Here is an 18,918-nt window from a genome sequence, read left to right as displayed (position 1 = left end):
TTCTCGCGCAGATCTTCAGTCTCGGTAGGGAATCTGGTCAAGCCTGCTCGGATGAACCCGGTGCGCCGAGCAATTCGACGAGCCGCTCGGATACCGCCGCAGCCGTCGGGTTCTCCCACAACAGCGTCGGCGGCAACGACAACCCGGTCTGCCTCTCCAGTTGGCGCAGCAGCCCCACCGTCATGATCGAGTCGACCCCGAGTTCCACCAGCGGAAGACCGGTGTCGATGTCGGCCTCCGCCACACCCAACTGCGCGGCGACCGCGGTTGCGACGACCTGCGCGACACGCTCGGGGTCCGCGTCGACCGAGCTCCACGGCGGCGCCTCCTCGATGCCGGACTCGGTCTCCGAAGGTGCCACATCGGCTAGCATCGGCACTGCTGCCGCGGCCGGAAGCAACGGCAGGACAACCATATTCGGCTCGTCGTGTCGCATCACATGGTCCAGCGCACGCATCGCCTCGTCCGCCCCGACGGTGTCCATTCCCAGCGCGTCCAGTTGCGCAGCGACGAAACGGGACGTCGAGCCCATGCCCAGACCCCGCCATGCGGTCCACGCGACGCTGACGGTGCGGTCGCCGAGACCCCGCCGGTGCCGCGCCATCCCGTCCAGGAAGGAGTTCGCGCACGCGTACGCACCCTGGCCGGGAAAGCCGGCGAGGTAGCCGCACGACGAGAACAACACCATCCAGTCCAACTGCTCCGGTGGAAACACCTCGTGAAGGGTGAGTGTGCCGTCGACCTTCGGGCGCATCGCCGCGGTGAAGTCCTCGGGCGTCGTGTTGACCAACAGGGCGCCCGCCTCGACACCGGCCGCGTGGATCACACCGCGCACCGGGGGCAGGTCCCGCAGCGCGCCGCGCAGTTTGTCGGCGGCTCCTGGCGCGGCGATGTCGATCGCCACGACGTGGACGGACACGCCTCGGTCCTCGAGCGCGGTGACGGTGCGAACCGGATCCGAATCCACTTGCCATTCGGCGCGATTCGGCATACCGCGGCGTGAGAGCAGGACCAGTCGACGGGCCCCGATGTCGGCCAACCGCTGTGCCATCCGCAAGCCCAGCACCCCCGTCCCGCCGGTGATCACATAGGTGCCGCCCGCCCAACACTGCATCGGCGCGGCGGTTCGGGGGCCGGCGGGCGCGAGCTTCGCCGAGCGTGCGACGCCGTCACGCAGCACCACGACCGGATGACCGTGCACCGAGGCGAGGACCCCGACCGGAAGTTCGGCAGTGGCCAGGTCGAGCACCCCGGCGAACACCTTCGGGTGTTCGGCGGCGGCGACCCTGGCCAGTCCCCACAGCGGCGCGTGCGCCACGTTCGCGCCTTCGTGCACGTCCTGGGTGAGCACCCATATCCGTGCCTGGGCACCGCGCTCGAGCAGAGTTCGCAACGTCTGGTTGACGACGTTGACCGACCGTCCCGGCGAATCGTGCTTGCGCGGGAGCACCAGCACGACACTGTCTCGGCCCGCCAACTCGGCGGCAGAGGTCATTTCGGACGCGTCCTCACAGTGCGCATGTGGCACCCCGGCGGCCGACAGGTCCCGCGTCACGAACTCGCGCGCGGCTGCGTCGCCGCCGACGATCACGACCGCTCCCGGCCGGCTGTCCGCCTGCCACGGCGCCGGATGCCACGACACGCGGTGCAGCATCCGGGACACATCGCCGCCGGAAGGGTTCTCGAGTTGCTCGAACGACATCCCCGTCAGCGAGGCGAGCACCTTGCCGGATTCCTCGGCGAGCAGCACGTCGGTGGCGGTGGTGCCCGGCCTGCGCCGAACGTGCAGCAACGCCACCGCGGGTGGTCGGCCATGCACCTGCACCCGGTCGATACGGGCCGGCATCCGCAGCCGCGGCGGCCCGTCGAACACGGTGGAGGCCGCAGAGGTCGCCGCGTCCAGGAGCGGGGCCCAGGTGGCGGGCGTCGTGCGGTCCCCGTTAGCGGCGACTTTGGCGAGCAGTTCCCCGTCGCCCCCGTGCAATTCGAGGATCTCCCAATCGAATCCCATCGCGGCGACGCCCAGCGTCGCGAGCGTATCCACCACGTGGCGCGACGGCAGCAGATTGCGACATCCCTCGCGGGCGGCAAGCTCGTCGAGCACCTCGCCGAGGAGGTCCTCGATGTCGTCCTCGGCGGCGGCCACCGCGCTGCTGTGGGTCAGCCAGCCGCCGTCGTCGGCATCTTCATCGTCGTCGACGAGGCGCGTGGCCAGCGTCAGCGCGCGGTCCTGCAGCACCACCTGCACATCGCGGGCGCGGGCCGGTGCCACCGGGGTGCGCAACCGGACATCGACGAGATCCGTGCCCGCGCGGTCACAGCGCGTACGCAATTCGCCGGCCGCACCGAGGAAGGTGTTGATGATGACGGCGGCGGGCACGATCTCGGTACCCCTCACCGGATGGTTGCCCGGATACGGGCGGGTGTCGAGGTCGACCCGGGTCTGCCACATCTTGGCGGCCACGGCGCCGGTCACCTCGGTCCGGCCGCCGAGCAGGGTGTGGGTGTCGGCGTCGTGCATACCGCGGCCGCCGGGCGGCGGTGCGGGGGTGCGCCAGAAACGGCGGTGCTGCCACTGCGTCACCGGCAGGTCACGCGCCCACGGCGCGGCCTCCAACCCGTGGTCGACCGGCGCGCCGTGGCAGTACAACGCCCCGACCGCCGCTGCCACCGAACGCATCTGGGGGCGTTCCCGACGCAGTAGCGGGACGACGGCGTGTTGGTCGGCACCGACCGAGGTGAGCGTCTCGACGATCGAGTGCGCCACCACGGGATGGGCCGACACCTCGAGGAACAGCCGGTGCCCGTCCTCGATCGCCGCCGAGACGGCTTCGGCGAACCGCACCCGGTCGCGCAGGTTCGCCACCCAGTAGCGCTGGTCGCGCGGTGCAGTGGAGCGGGGGTCGGCCAATGCCGTTGTGTAAAGCGGTATCTCGGGCGTCCGCGGCGGTGGTAGTTGCGCGGTGAGGCGGCCGAGTTCACCGGTGAGGGCCTCCATCGCCGGGCTGTGGAACGCGACGTCGGTGTTGACGCGGCGCACCATCACCCCCTGATCGGCCCACCGCCGGCAGATGTCATCGACCGCGCTCACCATGCCGGATATCACCGTCGACTCCGGCGATGCGCTGATCGCCGCCACCACGTCGGCCCGTCCGGCCAACCGCCGGTCGGCCTCGGCGAACGGAAGGCGCACCAACGCCATCACGCCATGCCCCATCACCGACCGGAAGCCTCGGGCGCGGTAACACGCCACCGCGGCGCCGACGGCCAGGTCGAAGACGCCGGCGGTGACGCATGCGGCGACCTCGCCGACCGAGTGGCCGATCACCGCCGCCGGCGCGACACCGCGCGACCGCAGCATCGCGGCCAGGCCCACCTGCATCGCGAATGTCAGCGCCTGCACCTGATCCGTGCCGCCGAGTTCCCCGGAGGTCAGCACGCTGCGCGCCGAGAACCCCAGCTCGGCGGTGAACACCGGATCGATGTTGTCCACGACGGCCGCGAATTCCGGTGCCGCGGTGAGCAGTTCGCGTCCCATCCCGGTCCAGTGCGAGCCGTGGCCGGAGAACACCCAGACCGCGCCCTCGGTAGCGGCGGGCAGCACCGTCCCGGTCACCACGGCAGGGTCGGGCGCATCGTCGGCCAGCGCGGTCAACCCGGCCGCGACCCCGCAAAGGTCGTCGGCCACCACCGCGGCCCTGACCGGTTCGTGGGAGCGGCGCGCCCACAGGGTGGCCGCGACTTGCCCGATGGGCGGCGGGTCGTCCCGTAGGTACCCGGCGAGCGCGCCCGCCTGCGTGCGCAACCGGGCGACGTTGCGCGCGGAGACCGGGATGATCGCCGGAAGGCGGTGCGGCGGTGCGGCTTGGATGCCCCGCAAGGTGGCCGGCGCCTCCTCGAGAAGGACATGTGCGATGGTGCCGCCGTAGCCGTAGCTGCACACCGCTGCACGCCGGGGTGCGCCGTCGGCGCGGTCCCAGGACTCCACCTGCGTCGGCACCCGCAACCCGCTGTCGGCCCAGTCCACCGCCGGGGTCAACGTCGTCAGACCCGTCGTCGGCGGGATGGTCTGGTAATGCAGGGCCAGCGCGGCCTTGATGAGCCCGACTATCCCGGCGCCACCTTCGAGGTGGCCGACGTTGGGCTTCACCGACCCGATGCGGCACGGCGCGTGGGCGGGCCTGCCCGCCCCGTAGACCGATGCCAGTGCCCGTATTTCGGTGGGGTCACCGGACGGTGTGCCTGTGCCGTGCGCCTCGACGAAGCCAATGCTCGCGGGTTCGACACCCGCGGCTTCGCATGCGCGGCGGAACATGTCGGCCTGCGCATCGCCGTTGGGCGACATGATGCCGACGGTCCACCCGTCCTGCGCGACGGCGCCGCCTCTTACGACCGCGTACACGTGGTCACCGTCGTGCACCGCATCGGCGAGCCGCTTGAGCACCACGACCCCTGCGCCCTCGCCGCGGCCGTAGCCGTCGGCGCACGCGTCGAAGGTCTTGCATCGGCCGTCGGGCGCGGTCGCGCCCGCAACGTCGAGCACCCGGGTCAGCCCCGGCCCGATCAGCGCGCTGACCCCGCCCGCCAACGCCAGCGACGTCTCACCGGCCTTGAGCATCTGGCACGCCTGGTGCACCGCGACCAGTGATGCCGCACATGCGGCGTCGAGAGCCACGCTGGGGCCGCGCAGGTCGAGCAGGTGAGACACCCGGTTGGCGATACCGCACAGCGATGTGCCGATCCCGGTCCAGGCTTCGATACCGGGCAGATCTTCCATGATGAGCTTGCCGTAGTCGTCGGAGTTGACGCCCATCAGCACCGCGGCGTCGCTGCCCGCCAACGACTTCGGGGATATCCCCGCGTGTTCGAGCGCTTCCCAGCTCACTTCCAGCGCCAGTCGCTGCTGGGGATCCATCAACTCGGCCTCGCGCGGGGACACCCCGAAGAACTCGGCGTCGAACCCCGCCAGGTCGTCGAGAAACGTTCCCCACCGCGTGACGTCCTTGAGCACCGCGGCATTGCGCGGGTCGCGCGCAAGGTAGGGCTCCCAGCGTTCCGGCGGCACCTCACGGACGTCGCTGCCGCCGTCGAGCAGGAACTTCCAGAACTGTTCCGGCGTACCGATGGCACCGGCCACCCGGCAGCCGATCCCGATGATCGCGACGGCGGTCTCGGTCACCTCAGACGGACCCCGAACTCTGGATAGCCTTGCCTAATAAACCACACGACATGGCGGCCATATTCGCATAGCCGAGCTCGTTCATGGGGCCTACGACGGCGCCGCCGAGGTGGCGCCGATCACGTTCGAAAGGGCTCCGGCGCCGATTCGGATATGGGTGGTCGAGGCTGGACAGCGTGCGGACGGCGAGCGTTCGGCCCGGTCAGTCGAGCAGATCGCGGACCACCGCGTCGGCCAGCAACCGGCCGCGATCGGTGAGCACCAGTCGTTCGGCCGCGCGGGTCAGCAGCCCGTCGGCGACGGCTGTCTCGACGCGCCGACGTTCGGAGTCCGTCAGCACGCGCAGAGGCAGCCCGTCGCGCAACCGCACCCGCAGCATCACGTCCTCGATGTGCATGGTTGCGGAGTCGAGTCGTTCGTAGCCGGCCACCGGCAGCCGGCCGTCGGTCAGCGTCTGCGCATAGGCGTTGGGATGCTTGACGTTCCACCACCGGACGGTGCCGACGAAGCCGTGCGCGCCCGGCCCGGCACCCCACCACTCGCCGCCGTTCCAGTAGCCGATGTTGTGTCGGCACTCGCCGCCCGGCCGGCTCCAGTTGGAGACCTCGTACCAGTCGAAACCGGCGGCCGCCAACCGCGCGTCGAGTAACTCGTAGCGGCGGGCCAGCACGTCGTCGTCGGGCGTTGGGAGCTCGCCGCTGCGCACCCGCCGGGCCATCGCGGTACCTTCTTCGATCACCAATGCGTACGCCGAAACGTGGTCGACGCCGGCCTCGACGGCCATGTCGGCCGAACGCAGCAGGTCGTCGTCGGACTCCCCCGGCGTGCCGTAGATGAGGTCGAGGTTGACGTGGTCGAACCCCGCCGCGCGGGCCTCCCTGGCCGCGGCGAGCGCCCGGCCCGGCGAATGCGTCCGGTCCAGCGCTGCGAGCACATGCGGCACCGCCGACTGCATGCCCAGCGAGACCCGGGTGTACCCGGCCGCGCGCAGCTGCGCGAACAACGAAGGAGAGGTCGACTCCGGATTGGCTTCGGTGGTGACCTCCGCGCCGCGGGCCAGCGGAAAGTTTGCGCGCACGGCGTCGAGCACGGCGGCCAGGCCGGACCCGCCCAGCAGCGACGGCGTACCCCCACCGACGAACACCGTGTCGACTTGCCGGACCACGTCGAGATGCTGCGCCGCCTGGGCCAGCTCGAGGCGCAGCGCCGCCAGCCATCCGTCGGGGTTGGAGCCGCCCAGTTCGCCGGGGGTGTAGGTGTTGAAGTCGCAGTACCCGCAGCGAGTCGCGCAGAACGGCACATGGATGTAGACGCCGAACGGTCGCCCCCGGGTGGAGGTCATGGCCGGCAGCGCCACCGGCGGGGCGAGGCTCCCGGCTGCCGCGGTTCGGACCGTCATACGGCCAGTTTCCCAGACCGCGATTCTGCTCACCGTGACCGCAAATCTCCCCCGGTTAGGGCCGGCGCGCGAGTCGTGGCACAATTGGCGACGTGACTGCCGTCCGCATCTTCCCCAAGCGTGTATCGCTGGTGGCGCGTCGGCACGTCGACTTCAAGCGCGTGTGTACCTGTTGCTGTCTGCCCTGACGCAGCGTTGATCTAGACCCAGCCCCCGTACTTTCAGCTGGCCGCCGGATCTGCGCCGCCGGACGGCCCCGGTGATGACGCGCGATCCGGCTCCTTGAAGGAGCCAAACCATGACCACAACGGAATCCAAGCCCCGCCGTACCTCGGCCGGCCCGCCGGCGCCCGCCAAGAAGACCCGTGCCGAGGGCCAGTGGGCGCTCGGCTACCGCGAGCCGCTCAACGCCAACGAGCAGCTCAAGAAGGACGACGACGCGCTCAACGTGCGCCGCCGCATCGTCGACATCTACTCCAAGACCGGTTTCGACGGCATCGACAAGACCGACCTGCGCGGCCGGTTCCGCTGGATGGGTCTCTACACCCAGCGTGAGCAGGGGTACGACGGCACCTGGACCGGTGACGAGAACGCCGACCTGCTCGAGGCCAAGTACTTCATGATGCGCGTGCGCTGCGACGGCAAGGCGTTGTCCGCCGCAGCGCTGCGCACGCTGGGTCAGATCTCCATCGACTTCGCCCGCGACACCGCCGACATCTCCGACCGGATGAACCTGCAGTACCACTGGCTCGAGGTCGAGAACGTACCCGAAATCTGGGAGCGGCTGGCCGCGCATGGTCTGCAGACGACCGAGGCGTGCGGTGACTGCCCCCGCGGAATGCTGGGCTCACCGCTGGCCGGCGAATCACTCGACGAGGTGCTGGACCCGACGCCCGCACTCGACGAAATCGTGCGGCGCTACATCGGCAATCCCGAGTACTCCAACCTGCCGCGCAAGTACAAGACCGCGATCTCGGGCCTGCAGGACGTCGCCCACGAGGTCAACGACGTCTCCTTCATCGGGGTCAACCATCCCGAACACGGCCCTGGTCTCGACCTGTGGGTTGGCGGCGGACTGTCCACCAACCCGATGCTGGCCCAGCGGCTCGGCGCGTGGGTTCCGCTCGACGAGGTGCCCGATGTGTGGGAGGCGGTCACCGCGGTGTTCCGTGACTACGGGTATCGGCGGCTGCGGTCCAAGGCCCGGCTGAAGTTCCTGATCAAGGACTGGGGCGTCGAGAAGTTTCGTCAGGTGCTCGAGGACGAGTATCTCGGCCGCAAGCTGATCGACGGGCCGGCGCCCGAACCGGTCAAGCATCCGATCGACCACGTCGGCATCCAGAAGCTCAAGAACGGGCGCAACGCCGTCGGCGTAGCGCCGATCGCGGGCCGGGTGTCCGGCACCATCTTGACCAAGGTGGCCGACCTCGCCGAGGCGGCGGGCTCGGACCGGATCCGATTCACGCCCTACCAGAAGCTGATCATCCTCGACGTGCCCGACGACAAGCTCGACGAACTGTGCGCCGGCCTCAATGCGCTCGGGTTGCCGCCGGAGCCGTCGCACTGGCGCAAGAACCTGATGGCCTGCACCGGCATCGAGTTCTGCAAGCTGTCCTTCACCGAGACGCGCACCCGCGCGCAGGGGCTGGTTCCGGAGCTGGAAAAGCGGCTCGAGGACATCTCGGGCGAATTCGGGGCACAGCTCGACGTGCCGATCACCATCAACATCAACGGCTGCCCGAACTCGTGCGCGCGCATCCAGGTCGCCGACATCGGGTTCAAGGGCCAAATGGTCGACGACGGCGACGGCAACTCGGTCGAGGGCTTCCAGGTGCACCTGGGCGGCAGCCTCGGGCTGGACAGCGGCTTCGGCCGCAAGCTGCGCCAGCACAAGGTGCTGTCCGGTGAAGTCGGCGACTACATCGACCGGGTGGTTCGCAACTTCGTGAAGCAACGCGAGCAGGGCGAGCGTTTCGCGACGTGGGCGATCCGAGCGGACGAGGCGGACTTGAGGTGACCGATTTGACGACGGGGACCGATCTGCAGGCGCTGGCCGAACGCGGTGCGGCCGAACTCGACGGTGCGAGCGCGCTGGACTTGTTGCGCTGGACCGACGAGAACTTCGGCGGTGATTACGTGGTGGCATCGAACATGCAGGACGCGGTGCTCATCGATCTGGCCGCCAAGGTGCGGCCCGGGGTGGACATCCTGTTCCTCGACACCGGCTACCACTTCGTCGAGACCATCGGCACCCGCGACGCCGTCGAGGCGGTCTACGACGTGAACATCGTCAACGTCACCGCCGAGAAGAGCGTCGCAGAGCAGGACGAGTTGTTCGGCAAGGAGCTGTTCGCCCGCGAACCCAACGAGTGCTGCCGGATGCGTAAGGTCGAGCCGCTCTCCAAAGCGCTACGCGGATACTCGGCCTGGGTGACCGGAATCCGGCGGGTGGAGGCGCCCACGCGCGCCAACGCCCCATTGATCAGCTGGGACAAGGCATTCGGGCTGGTGAAGATCAACCCGTTGGCGTCCTGGACCGACGACGACATGCAGGCCTACATCGACGACAACAGCATCCTGGTCAATCCGCTGGTGTACGAGGGCTATCCGTCGATCGGCTGCGCGCCGTGCACGGCGAAACCCGCCGAGGGCGCCGACCCGCGTAGCGGACGCTGGGCGGGCACCGGCAAGGTCGAGTGCGGGCTGCACGCATCGTGAGGTCCCAGTGACCCTGGTGCTGACGGCGCACGGCAGCGCCGACCCCCGGTCGGCGGAGGTGACCCATGCCGTGGCGGGCCGGGTTCGGCGCCTGCGGCCGTGGCTCGACGTCCGTCCGGCGTTCCTGGAGCAGAACGGCCCGAGCCTGCTCGACACGCTTCGCGGTCTGCGTACCCCCGGGGTGGTCGTACCGTTCCTGTTGGCCAGCGCATTTCACGCCCGCATCGACATCCCCGCGATCGTCGAGGAGTCGGGCGCGGTGGTCGAACGGGCCGACGTGCTCGGCGAGGATCCCGCGCTGTTGACCGTGCTGCGCCAGCGGCTGGCCGAGCTCGGGGTCTCTCCCGACGACGACGGACTCGGCGTCCTGGTCGTCGCGGTGGGCTCCTCGCATCCGGCCGCGAATGCCCAGACCGCGACCGTCGCCCACGCTCTGCGTAGCGGAACGCGATGGGCCGGGGCCGAAGTCGCGTTCGCCACCGGACCGTACGCCGGTGTCGCGGACGCCGCTCAACGGCTGCGTGCCGGCGGTGCTGGGCGACTGGCCATCGCACCGTGGTTCCTGGCCCACGGCCGAATCACCGACCGGGTCGCTACTTACGCTGCGGCAGAAGGTATTCCGATGGCCGAGCCGCTCGGCTCACACAACCTCGTCGCTGCCACGGTGCTGGACCGCTACGACGCGATCACCGCGGGCGCCGCGGCGGCCGCCTGATCGAGCTCAGGGCCTGACCTCGAACACGTTGTTGAACGGGGTCTGCGCGGCGAGGCGGAAGCGGCTGAACCCGGCCGTGGTCACGGTGTCACGGATGCGAGCGGGACCCGCCTGAGTGCCCAGTGCCATGCCGACGGGCTGAGCCAGCGACGACGGTGTGCACAACAGCGTGGAGAACCCGTAGTACGCCCGGCCGATCGGGTTGAGGTTGTCCTCGACCCGGTCACCGGCCGCCGGTTCGACCACCATCCATGTGCCGTCGTCGGCGATGACGTCCCGCACATGGCGTGCCGCGCCGATCGGATCGCCCATGTCATGCAGGCAGTCGAACATCGTCACCAGGTCATAGGGTCCGCCGCCGAAGGCGTCTGCCGCCGCGGTCTGGAAGCTGATCGATCCCGTCGCCGATGCGGCGCTTCGCGCACGGGCCACCGCGACGGACTCCGCATGGCCATCGGTCCCGATGAACGTCGAGGCCGGAAAGGCTTGAGCCATCAGGATTGTCGATGCTCCGTGACCGCAACCGACGTCGGCCACCCTGGCGCCGGCCGCCAACTTGTCCACGACCCCGTCCAACGCCGGTATCCAGTCGTCGACCAGATGCGCGGCGTACGTCGGGCGAAAGAACCGTTCACAGCCGACGTGGACATCGGGGTTGTGCTCACCCCATCCGACGCCAGCCCCGGATCCGGCCGCCTCGATGATTCGCCCTGCGTCCGTTGCCGTTCCGTGGGCGATCTGGAACAGGCCGCCGACGAACGCGGGGCTCGTCTCGTCGGTCAGCGCGACCGCCTGCTCGGGCGGCAGGTGGTAGCGCCCGGTCGATGGTTCATACTCCACGAACGAACCCGCGGCCTGCGCATTGAGCCATTCCCTCGCGTAGCGCCCGTCGGTGCAGGTGCGCTCGGCCAGTTCGGCAGGGGTGCTGGGTCCGTGCTCGGCCAATGACCGGTAGTACCCAAGTCGGTCCCCATGACGACGAGGGCGCAGTTGAGCGCGGCCCCGGCTTCCTCGACCGCGCGAAACACAAAGGCCATGAGCTTGTCCGGGTCGACCTGCGTAGGTGTGCTCAAGGTGTTCATGCCAACCACTGAACCAGCACGGACCCATGGAGCGGATGGGGCGATTGCCCCATCTTTCCGACCGAGAACTCAGGCCTTCGTCAGCGCGTCGTCGTCGGCTTTGTCACTCGGTGGGAGGTGGTTACCACCCGGCAGCGGCGGCACCCTGGTGGCGCGGACGTAGACCGTGTCGCCGTCCTTGAGGCCGAGCGCCTCGGCGTCGCCGCGGGTGATCTGCGCGGTGAACGGTGTCTGGTCGGTAGCGCTGTGGAGCTCGACGCGGACTTCGAAGCCAAGCATGACGATCCGGTCGATGATCGCGCGTACCACGCCGGTCGCCCGCACCGACTCGTCGCTGGTGGCGATCGCCATGTCGGGATTGCGGCCGACGCGGATATCGTGCGGGCGGACCAGCGACCCGTTGAGCGACGACACCGCACCCAGAAACGACATCACGAAGGCGTTGGCGGGCGCGTCGTAAACCTCTGCGGGCGAACCGACCTGCTCGATGCGGCCCTTGTTCAGCACCGCGATCCGGTCGGCGACGTCGAGCGCCTCGGATTGATCGTGGGTCACCAGGACGGTGGTGACCTCCACCTCGTCGTGCAGCCGGCGCAGCCAGGCCCGCAGGTCCTCGCGCACCTTGGCGTCCAGCGCGCCGAACGGTTCGTCGAGCAGCAGCACCTGCGGGTCGACCGCCAGCGCCCGCGCCAACGCCATGCGCTGACGCTGGCCGCCGGAGAGTTGGTTGGGGTAGCGGGTCTGGAAACCGGCCAGCCCCACCACTTCGAGGAGATTGTCGACCTTCTCGGCGATCTCGGCCTTCGGCCGCTTGCGGATCTTCAGCCCGAACGCGACGTTGTCGCGCACCGTGAGGTGTTTGAACGCCGCATAGTGCTGGAACACGAAGCCGATACCGCGGCGCTGCGGCGGTACGTTGGTGACGTCGCGCCCGTTGATCGTGATGGTGCCGGTGTCGGGTTGGTCCAGGCCCGCGATCGCCCGCAGCAGCGTCGACTTGCCCGACCCGCTGGGTCCCAGCAGCGCGGTGAGCGAACCGGCCGGCACCTCGAAATCGACGTTGTCCAAGGCCGCGAAGTCGCCGTAATGCTTGTTGGCGCCCCGCACCACGATCGCGTCGCTCATCGTCTCCTTCTCCCCATGCCTACCTGCTGTCCCGGGACCGGCGGGCGTCGAACACGACCTGCGCGATCAACACCACCACGGCCACGGACATCAGCAGAGTCGACACTGCGTAGGCGCCGTACTCCGCACCCCGGTTATATCGGTCCGACACCAACAGCGTGAGTGTTTGTGATGTTCCCGGCAGGTTGGACGACACCATGAGGACGGCGCCGTACTCACCGAGGGTGCGCGCGATCGTCAACACGACACCGTAGGTCAGCCCCCACCGGATGGACGGCAGCGTGACGCGCCAGAACGTCTGCCACCACTGCGAACCCAGCGTCGCCGCGGCCTCTTCCTGGTCGGTGCCGATCTCGTGCAACACCGGTTCGACCTCACGGATGACGAACGGCACCGTGACGAAGATGCTCGCCAGCACGATGCCGGGGAACCCGAAGATGATCTTGAGACCCAGGTTGTTGTCGACGAAACCGAAGAGCCCCGCCGAACCCCACAGCAGTATCAGCGCGACACCAACAACCACCGGCGACACCGCGAACGGTAGGTCGATGACCGCCTGCATGGCGCTCTTGCCACGAAACTTGTTGCGCGCCAAGACCAGAGCCGTCGGCACCCCGAACAGCACGTTGAGCGGCACCACGATCGCGACCACCAGAAGCGACAGTTGCAGCGCCGATATCGCCGCCGGGGTCGTGATCGATGCGACGAACGCGCCCACACCCGGTGCGAAGGTGCGCCACAGGATCAGGCCGACCGGGACTACCACCAGCACGATGACGTAGGCCAGCGCAAGGTAGCGCAGCAGGTGCTTGACCGCGGGAGAGAGGATCATTGGACCAGCTCATCGCGTTTGGCGGCGCGTGCGCCCACGGCGCGCAGGATCAACAGCACCGCGAACGAGATCGCCAGCAGCACAATCGATATCGCCGCGGCACCGGTGCGGTCGTCGTTCTCGATCAGCGTCCTGATCCACTGGGAGGACACCTCGGTCTCGCCGGGCACGGCACCGCCGATCAGCACCACCGAACCGAACTCGCCGATGGCGCGTGAGAACGCCAGGCCGGCACCCGAAAGCAGCGACGGCAGAAGTGCGGGCAGCATCACCCTGGTGAAGATGATCCAGTTGCTGGCGCCCAGTGAGGCCGCGGCTTCTTCGACCTCGCGGTCGAGTTCCAGCAGCACCGGTTGCACGGAGCGCACGACGAAGGGCAGCGTGACGAACAGGAGTGCCACCCCGATGCCCCATTTCGTGTGCTGCAGGTGCAGACCGACGGGGCTGGCCGGTCCGTAGAGTGCCAGCATCACCAGGCTGGCCACGATGGTCGGCAGTGCGAACGGCAAGTCGATCACCGAGTCGACCAATCGCCTGCCGGGGAACTCGTCGCGCGTCAGCACCCACGCCACCAGCAGTCCGAAGACCAGGTTGACCAAAGTCACCCCGACCGAAACGGTCAACGTCACCCGGAACGACTCGATGGCCGCGTTCGACGTGACCGCGAGCCAGAACGCCTTCCATCCCCCGCCCGCGGCCTGCCAAAGGATCGCGGCCAGGGGCAGCAGCACGATGAGGCTCAACCAGATCGAGGCCGCGCCCACGCGCAGCGACGTGGTCCCGTACCGGCCGCCCAGGAGGCCGGGCGTCCGGTCGCCCGCACCGTCGGGCCGGGTCGCCTCGAGGTGGGGACCCGGCGTTCCCGGCGCTGGGGTCATCCAGTCGCCTGCTTGTAGATCTTGGTGATGCTGCCGTTGTCCTTGTCGAACAGCGTCGGGTCGACCGCGTCCCAGCCGCCCAGATCGGCGATGGTCCACAGCTTCGCCGGCGTGGGGAAGTCGGTGGCGAAATCCTCGGCGACGGCCGGGTCGACGGGCCGGAAGCCGGCCTCGGCCCAGATCTTCTGCCCCTCCGGGGTGTAGAGGAAATTCTTCAGCGCGTTGGCCTTGTCCAGATGCGCGCTCGAGGTGACCACGGCAACGGGGTTCTCGATCTTGAACGTCTGCGGCGGGTTGACGTGCTCGACCGGCTTGCCCTGTCGCTCGACGTTGATGGCCTCGTTCTCGTAGCTCAGCAACACGTCGCCGGTGCCCTGCAGGAACACGTCGGTGGCTTCGCGGCCGGACCCGGGCCGGGTCTTGACGTGCTCGCTGACCAGCCTGTTGACGTAATCGATGCCGGCCTGCTCGTCCTGGCCGCCGTTGCTCTTGGCCGCGTAGGGCGCCAGCAGGTTCCACTTAGCCGAGCCCGAGCTGAGCGGGCTCGGGGTGACGACCTCGATACCGGGTTGCAGCAGGTCGTCCCAGTCCCCGATGTTCTTGGGGTTGCCCTCGCGAACCACGAACGTGACCACGGACCCGAACGGGATGCCCTTGGTCGCGTCGGCGTTCCAGTCCTTGGCCACCTTGTCGGCCTCGACCAGCCGGGTGATGTCGGGTTCGACCGAGAAGTTCACGATGTCGGCGGGCTTGCCGTCGACGACCGCTCGGGACTGGTCGCCCGAGGCGCCGTAGGAGGGGGTGACGGCGACGCCCTCGCCCTCCGACGTCGCGGCGAACGCCGGGATGATCTTGCTCCAGCCCGGTTCCGGCACGGCGTAGGCGGCGAGGGTGAGCGTCGTGTCGGCGGTGTCGCCGCCGCGCTCGCCCACCACGTCGCTCGATCCGCCACCACACGCGGCGAGCACCGCGGCGGTGGTGGCCAGCGCCGCAGCGGCGCGCCAGGAGTTGGAGATGTTGACCATCGGTGACCTTTCCTTGGGGACTCTAGGTGGCACCCGGACCGACGGGAAGGCGATGGATCAGCGCGAGCGCGTCATCCCACAGCCGTTACCGACACCGAACCGCGGACGGGTAAGGAATCAGCAACAACAACAAACATCAGCGACGGCGCTCAAACCCACGGCAATGAGGGCCAGCACATGGCCGCTTCCGTTGCCGGACGCTGTCTGCATGGCGCGAAGCCTAACAGAGATTCCGCAAGCTGCTCGTCGCGGGTTTCCTGCGATGTCACCGGGTGAACAGCCACATGACGAGCACCAGGATCAGCAAGATGACGAGCACCAACGTCACTCGCGACCGCGGCATACCGCCGCTCATCGTTCGGCGTCCCGATCGTCGTGACGCAAGTGGCGCAGCAACCTGATCCCGTTGCCGAGGGCGCCGTCGAACACGACCGCGAGGCCGTACGCCAAGGCGAGCACCACCGGCATCACCAGTGCGGTCTGGGCGACGAACGGCAGGCCGGTGAGCCACAGCTCGACCCCGTCCCACCAACTCAAGAAGCCGCCCACACGGTCACCCTATGCGATGCGAAGATGGGCTCGTGTCCACCGACTGGGACCCCGCCCGCCCGGCAGGGGACACCACCTGCATCGTGGTCGGTGGCGGCCCGGCGGGCATGATGCTCGGGCTGCTTCTGGCCCGCGCCGGGGTCGAGGTCACGGTGATGGAGAAGCACCCCGACTTCCTGCGCGACTTCCGCGGTGACACCGTGCACGCCAGCACGCTGCGACTGCTCGACGAATTGGGGCTGTCCGACGAGTTCGCCGCCGTCCCGCACCGCGAGATCGAGAAGCTGGCGCTGACCGTGCAAGGCACCCAGGTTGTGATGGATCTGCGACGTATCCCGGGGCCGCACAAGCACATTGCGCTTGTTCCGCAGTGGGATTTTCTCGAACTGCTCGCGTCGGCCGCGGAACGGGAGCCGTCCTTCACGCTGCTGCGCAGCACAGAAGTGCTGGGACCCGTCTGCGTGGACGACGCCGTGGTCGGGGTCCGCTACCGCGGTGCCGACGGCGAGGTTCACCAGATGCGCGCGACGTTGACCGTCGCGTGTGACGGGCGGTCTTCGACGCTGCGCACCGCGATGGGCCTGAGGCCGAAGAAGTTCGGGGTGCCGATGGACGTCTGGTGGTTCCGGGTGCCCCGGGACGCCGAGGATCCGCATGGGCTCGCCGGTGTGCTCGGCGCCGGACATGCGCAGGTCGCCATCGACCGCGGCGACTATTTCCAGTGCGCCTACATCATCCCCAAGGGCCGCGACGAGCAGTTGCGCGCGCAGGGAATCGCATCGCTGCACCGCGGTGTGGTGAGCCTGGTGCCGTGGTTGGCCGACCGCATCGGGACGGTGACGTCGTTCGACGACGTGAAACTGCTCGACGTGCAACTGAACCGGTTGCGCCGCTGGTACACCGAGGGCCTGCTGCTGATCGGCGACGCCGCCCATGCGATGTCGCCGGTCGGCGGGGTCGGGATCAACCTCGCGGTGGCCGACGCCGTCGCGGCGGGGCGGATCCTGGCCGGCCCGTTACGTGCGGGCACACTGTCGAGTAGGCATCTGGCGCGCGTGCAGGCCCGGCGATGGTTGCCTGCGGTACTGATCCAGTCGGTGCAGAAGATGATCCATCGCCGTGTCATCGGGGTGGCCGTGGCGTCGACCGGGCAGGCCGATCCGCCCCTGCTGGTGCGACTGGCCGCCAGGCTGCCGCTGCTGCGCGGGGTGGTGGCGTACGCGGTGGCGATCGGTCCCCTGCCCGAACACATTCCGGCGTTTGCCCGCCGGGAGCCGCCCGGTTAGCGAGCCGACAAGTAGACGCCGGGCACGTCGGCAGTCGATGATGGCGACATGGTTCTGCAACAAACCGGGCCGTCGGATGGGTCAGCGGAGACCGAGAACGGGGCGAAGCCCGCCCAAGCCGTCATGGCCAGCACGCCGCTGACCGTGACCGCACCGACGCCCTACGCGCCCACCGGAGCGTTGCGGAACCCGTTTCCGCCCATCGCCGACTACGGCTTCCTGTCGGACTGCGAGAACACCTGCCTGATCTCCTCGGCCGGGTCGGTCGAGTGGTTGTGCGCACCGCGGCCCGACTCCCCCAGCGTGTTCGGCGCCATTCTGGATCGCGGCGCCGGCCATTTCCGGCTCGGACCCTACGGGGTGACCGTGCCCTCGGCGCGGCGCTACCTGCCCGGCAGCCTGATCCTGGAGACGACGTGGCAGACCCACACCGGCTGGCTGATCGTGCGCGAGGCGTTGGTGATGGGTCCGTGGCACGACCTCGAGGCCCGATCGCGCACGCACCGCCGCACGCCGATGGACTGGGACGCCGAGCACATCCTGTTGCGCACCGTGCGATGCGTGAGCGGCACCGTAGAACTGGTGATGAACTGCGAGCCGGCGTTCGACTACCACCGCATCCCCGCCACATGGGAGTACTCCGCGCAGGCGTACGGCGAGGCGATCGCGCGGGCCACCCGCGACGCCGACGCGCATCCCACGCTTCGGCTCACCACCAACCTGCGGCTCGGCTTGGAAGGACACGAGGCGCGGGCACGCACGCGGATGAAGGAGGGCGACAACGCGTTCGTCGCGCTGTCCTGGTCCAAACACCCGGCACCCCAGACCTACGACGAGGCCGCCGACAAGATGTGGCAGACCAGCGAGGCCTGGCGCCAGTGGATCAACGTCGGCGACTTCCCGGATCACCCGTGGCGGGCTTATCTGCAGCGCAGCGCGCTCACCCTGAAGGGGCTGACGTACTCCCCGACCGGCGCGCTGTTGGCCGCACCCACCACCTCGTTACCGGAAACGCCTCAGGGCGAACGCAACTGGGACTACCGCTATGCGTGGGTGCGCGATTCGACGTTCGCGCTGTGGGGCCTCTACACGTTGGGCCTGGACCGCGAGGCCGACGACTTCTTCGCGTTCATCGCCGACGTGTCCGGTGCGAACAACGGTGAGCGACATCCGCTTCAGGTGATGTATGCCATCGGCGGCGAGCGCACGCTGGTCGAGGAGGAGCTGCGCCACCTGTCGGGGTACGACGGGGCGCGGCCGGTGCGCATCGGCAACGGTGCCTACAACCAGCGGCAGCACGACATCTGGGGCACCATGCTCGATTCGGTGTACTTGCACGCCAAGTCGCGTGAGCAGATCTCCGACACGCTGTGGCCGGTGTGCAAACTCCAGGTCGAAGAAGCGATCAAGCACTGGAAGGAGCCGGATCGCGGCATCTGGGAGGTGCGCGGCGAACCGCAGCACTTCACCTCCAGCAAGATCATGTGCTGGGTGGCGTTGGACCGCGGTTCCAAACTGGCCGAACTCCAAGGCGAGAAATCCTATGCCCAGCAGTGGCGAGCGACTGCCGAGGAGATCAAGGCCGACGTGCTCAAGCACGGCGTCGACTCCCGGGGCGTGCTGACGCAGCGTTACGGCGACGACGCGCTCGACGCCTCGCTGCTGTTGGCCGTGCTGACCCGCTTTCTGCCGCCCGACGACCCGCGGGTGCGGGCCACCGTGCTGGCGATCGCCGACGAGCTCACCGAGGAAGGTCTGGTGCTGCGCTACCGGGTCGAGGAGACCGACGATGGGCTGTCCGGCGAGGAGGGCACCTTCACGATCTGCTCGTTCTGGCTGGTTTCGGCGCTGGTCGAGATCGGCGAGATCAGCCGCGCGAAGCACTTGTGTGAACGCCTGCTGTCGTTCGCCAGCCCGCTGCACCTGTACGCCGAGGAGATCGAGCCGCGCACCGGCAGGCACCTGGGTAACTTCCCGCAGGCGTTCACCCACCTGGCGTTGATCAACGCCGTCGTGCACGTGATCCGCGCCGAGGAGGAAGCCGACAGCTCGGGCGAGTTCGTCCCCGCCAACGCCCCGATGTAGGCACCTTTCCTGGCGCGACAAGACGCAAGACCGCCTGTGTTTCTG

15 protein-coding genes are annotated in these 18,918 nt (G+C 68.9%); 6 read left to right on the top strand and 9 right to left on the bottom strand.

Features of this window, described 5'->3' with window-relative positions:
• Positions 1 to 37 precede the first annotated feature (37 nt).
• A complete protein-coding gene (locus tag QGN32_RS20680; RefSeq protein WP_326546120.1) occupies positions 38 to 5,179 on the bottom strand; it encodes a type I polyketide synthase in 5,142 nt (1,713 codons plus the stop codon).
• Between the two features lie 202 nt (positions 5,180 to 5,381).
• A complete protein-coding gene (gene hemW, locus QGN32_RS20675; RefSeq protein WP_442791738.1) occupies positions 5,382 to 6,578 on the bottom strand; it encodes a radical SAM family heme chaperone HemW in 1,197 nt (398 codons plus the stop codon).
• Between the two features lie 92 nt (positions 6,579 to 6,670).
• On the opposite strand from hemW, the gene QGN32_RS24320 reads away from it, so the two are divergent.
• The 4 genes from QGN32_RS24320 (at position 6,671) to QGN32_RS20660 (ending at position 10,011) form a co-directional block, all read left to right on the top strand.
• Positions 6,671 to 6,766 (top strand): Ms4527A family Cys-rich leader peptide, encoded by a 96-nt coding sequence (locus QGN32_RS24320; protein WP_442791737.1) that lies wholly within the window; start codon positions 6,671 to 6,673, stop codon positions 6,764 to 6,766.
• Between the two features lie 110 nt (positions 6,767 to 6,876).
• Entirely contained in the window at positions 6,877 to 8,595 is a 1,719-nt protein-coding gene (locus QGN32_RS20670) for a nitrite/sulfite reductase (RefSeq protein ID WP_326546119.1), read from the top strand.
• Positions 8,592 to 9,296, top strand: coding sequence for a phosphoadenylyl-sulfate reductase (locus tag QGN32_RS20665; protein WP_326546118.1), 705 nt, complete (start codon positions 8,592 to 8,594; stop codon positions 9,294 to 9,296). The genes QGN32_RS20670 and QGN32_RS20665 overlap by 4 nt, the downstream gene beginning before the upstream one ends.
• A 7-nt stretch (positions 9,297 to 9,303) precedes the next feature.
• Positions 9,304 to 10,011: a sirohydrochlorin chelatase gene (locus QGN32_RS20660; protein ID WP_326546117.1), complete on the top strand. Its 708-nt coding sequence runs from the start codon at positions 9,304 to 9,306 to the stop codon at positions 10,009 to 10,011.
• A 6-nt stretch (positions 10,012 to 10,017) separates the two neighbouring features.
• On the opposite strand, the gene QGN32_RS20655 is transcribed toward QGN32_RS20660, so the two are convergent.
• From QGN32_RS20655 to QGN32_RS20630, 7 genes are all read right to left on the bottom strand, one after another.
• Positions 10,018 to 10,956, bottom strand: coding sequence for a class I SAM-dependent methyltransferase (locus QGN32_RS20655; RefSeq protein ID WP_326546116.1), 939 nt, complete (start codon positions 10,954 to 10,956; stop codon positions 10,018 to 10,020).
• A gap of 206 nt (positions 10,957 to 11,162) precedes the next feature.
• Positions 11,163 to 12,218, bottom strand: coding sequence for a sulfate/molybdate ABC transporter ATP-binding protein (locus QGN32_RS20650; RefSeq protein ID WP_326546115.1), 1,056 nt, complete (start codon positions 12,216 to 12,218; stop codon positions 11,163 to 11,165).
• Between the two features lie 19 nt (positions 12,219 to 12,237).
• Positions 12,238 to 13,050, bottom strand: a complete 813-nt coding sequence (cysW, locus tag QGN32_RS20645) for a sulfate ABC transporter permease subunit CysW (protein ID WP_326546114.1) — start codon at positions 13,048 to 13,050, stop codon at positions 12,238 to 12,240.
• Complete coding sequence (gene cysT / locus QGN32_RS20640) at positions 13,047 to 13,928, bottom strand: sulfate ABC transporter permease subunit CysT (RefSeq protein ID WP_326546113.1); 882 nt, start codon at positions 13,926 to 13,928, stop codon at positions 13,047 to 13,049. Before cysT ends, cysW begins: the two co-directional genes overlap by 4 nt.
• Positions 13,925 to 14,953, bottom strand: coding sequence for a sulfate ABC transporter substrate-binding protein (locus QGN32_RS20635; RefSeq protein WP_326546112.1), 1,029 nt, complete (start codon positions 14,951 to 14,953; stop codon positions 13,925 to 13,927). The genes cysT and QGN32_RS20635 overlap by 4 nt, the downstream gene beginning before the upstream one ends.
• Positions 14,954 to 15,070: 117 nt before the next feature.
• Positions 15,071 to 15,163 carry an Ms4533A family Cys-rich leader peptide gene (locus QGN32_RS24315; RefSeq protein ID WP_442791736.1) on the bottom strand — a complete coding sequence of 31 codons (93 nt, stop codon included), beginning with the start codon at positions 15,161 to 15,163 and terminating at the stop codon, positions 15,071 to 15,073.
• Between the two features lie 141 nt (positions 15,164 to 15,304).
• On the bottom strand, positions 15,305 to 15,502 hold the full coding sequence (locus tag QGN32_RS20630; RefSeq protein ID WP_326546111.1) for a hypothetical protein: 198 nt from the start codon (positions 15,500 to 15,502) through the stop codon (positions 15,305 to 15,307).
• Between the two features lie 107 nt (positions 15,503 to 15,609).
• On the opposite strand from QGN32_RS20630, the gene QGN32_RS20625 reads away from it, so the two are divergent.
• Together QGN32_RS20625 and QGN32_RS20620 are read left to right on the top strand one after the other, a co-directional pair.
• Positions 15,610 to 16,788 (top strand): FAD-dependent oxidoreductase, encoded by a 1,179-nt coding sequence (locus tag QGN32_RS20625; protein ID WP_326549182.1) that lies wholly within the window; start codon positions 15,610 to 15,612, stop codon positions 16,786 to 16,788.
• A gap of 48 nt (positions 16,789 to 16,836) precedes the next feature.
• Positions 16,837 to 18,873: a glycoside hydrolase family 15 protein gene (locus QGN32_RS20620; RefSeq protein ID WP_326546110.1), complete on the top strand. Its 2,037-nt coding sequence runs from the start codon at positions 16,837 to 16,839 to the stop codon at positions 18,871 to 18,873.
• Positions 18,874 to 18,918: the final 45 nt, after the last annotated feature.

The organism is Mycolicibacterium sp. ND9-15 (assembly GCF_035918395.1).
Lineage (GTDB): Bacteria > Actinomycetota > Actinomycetes > Mycobacteriales > Mycobacteriaceae > Mycobacterium.
This window is presented reverse-complemented; position numbering and strand designations above follow the sequence as displayed.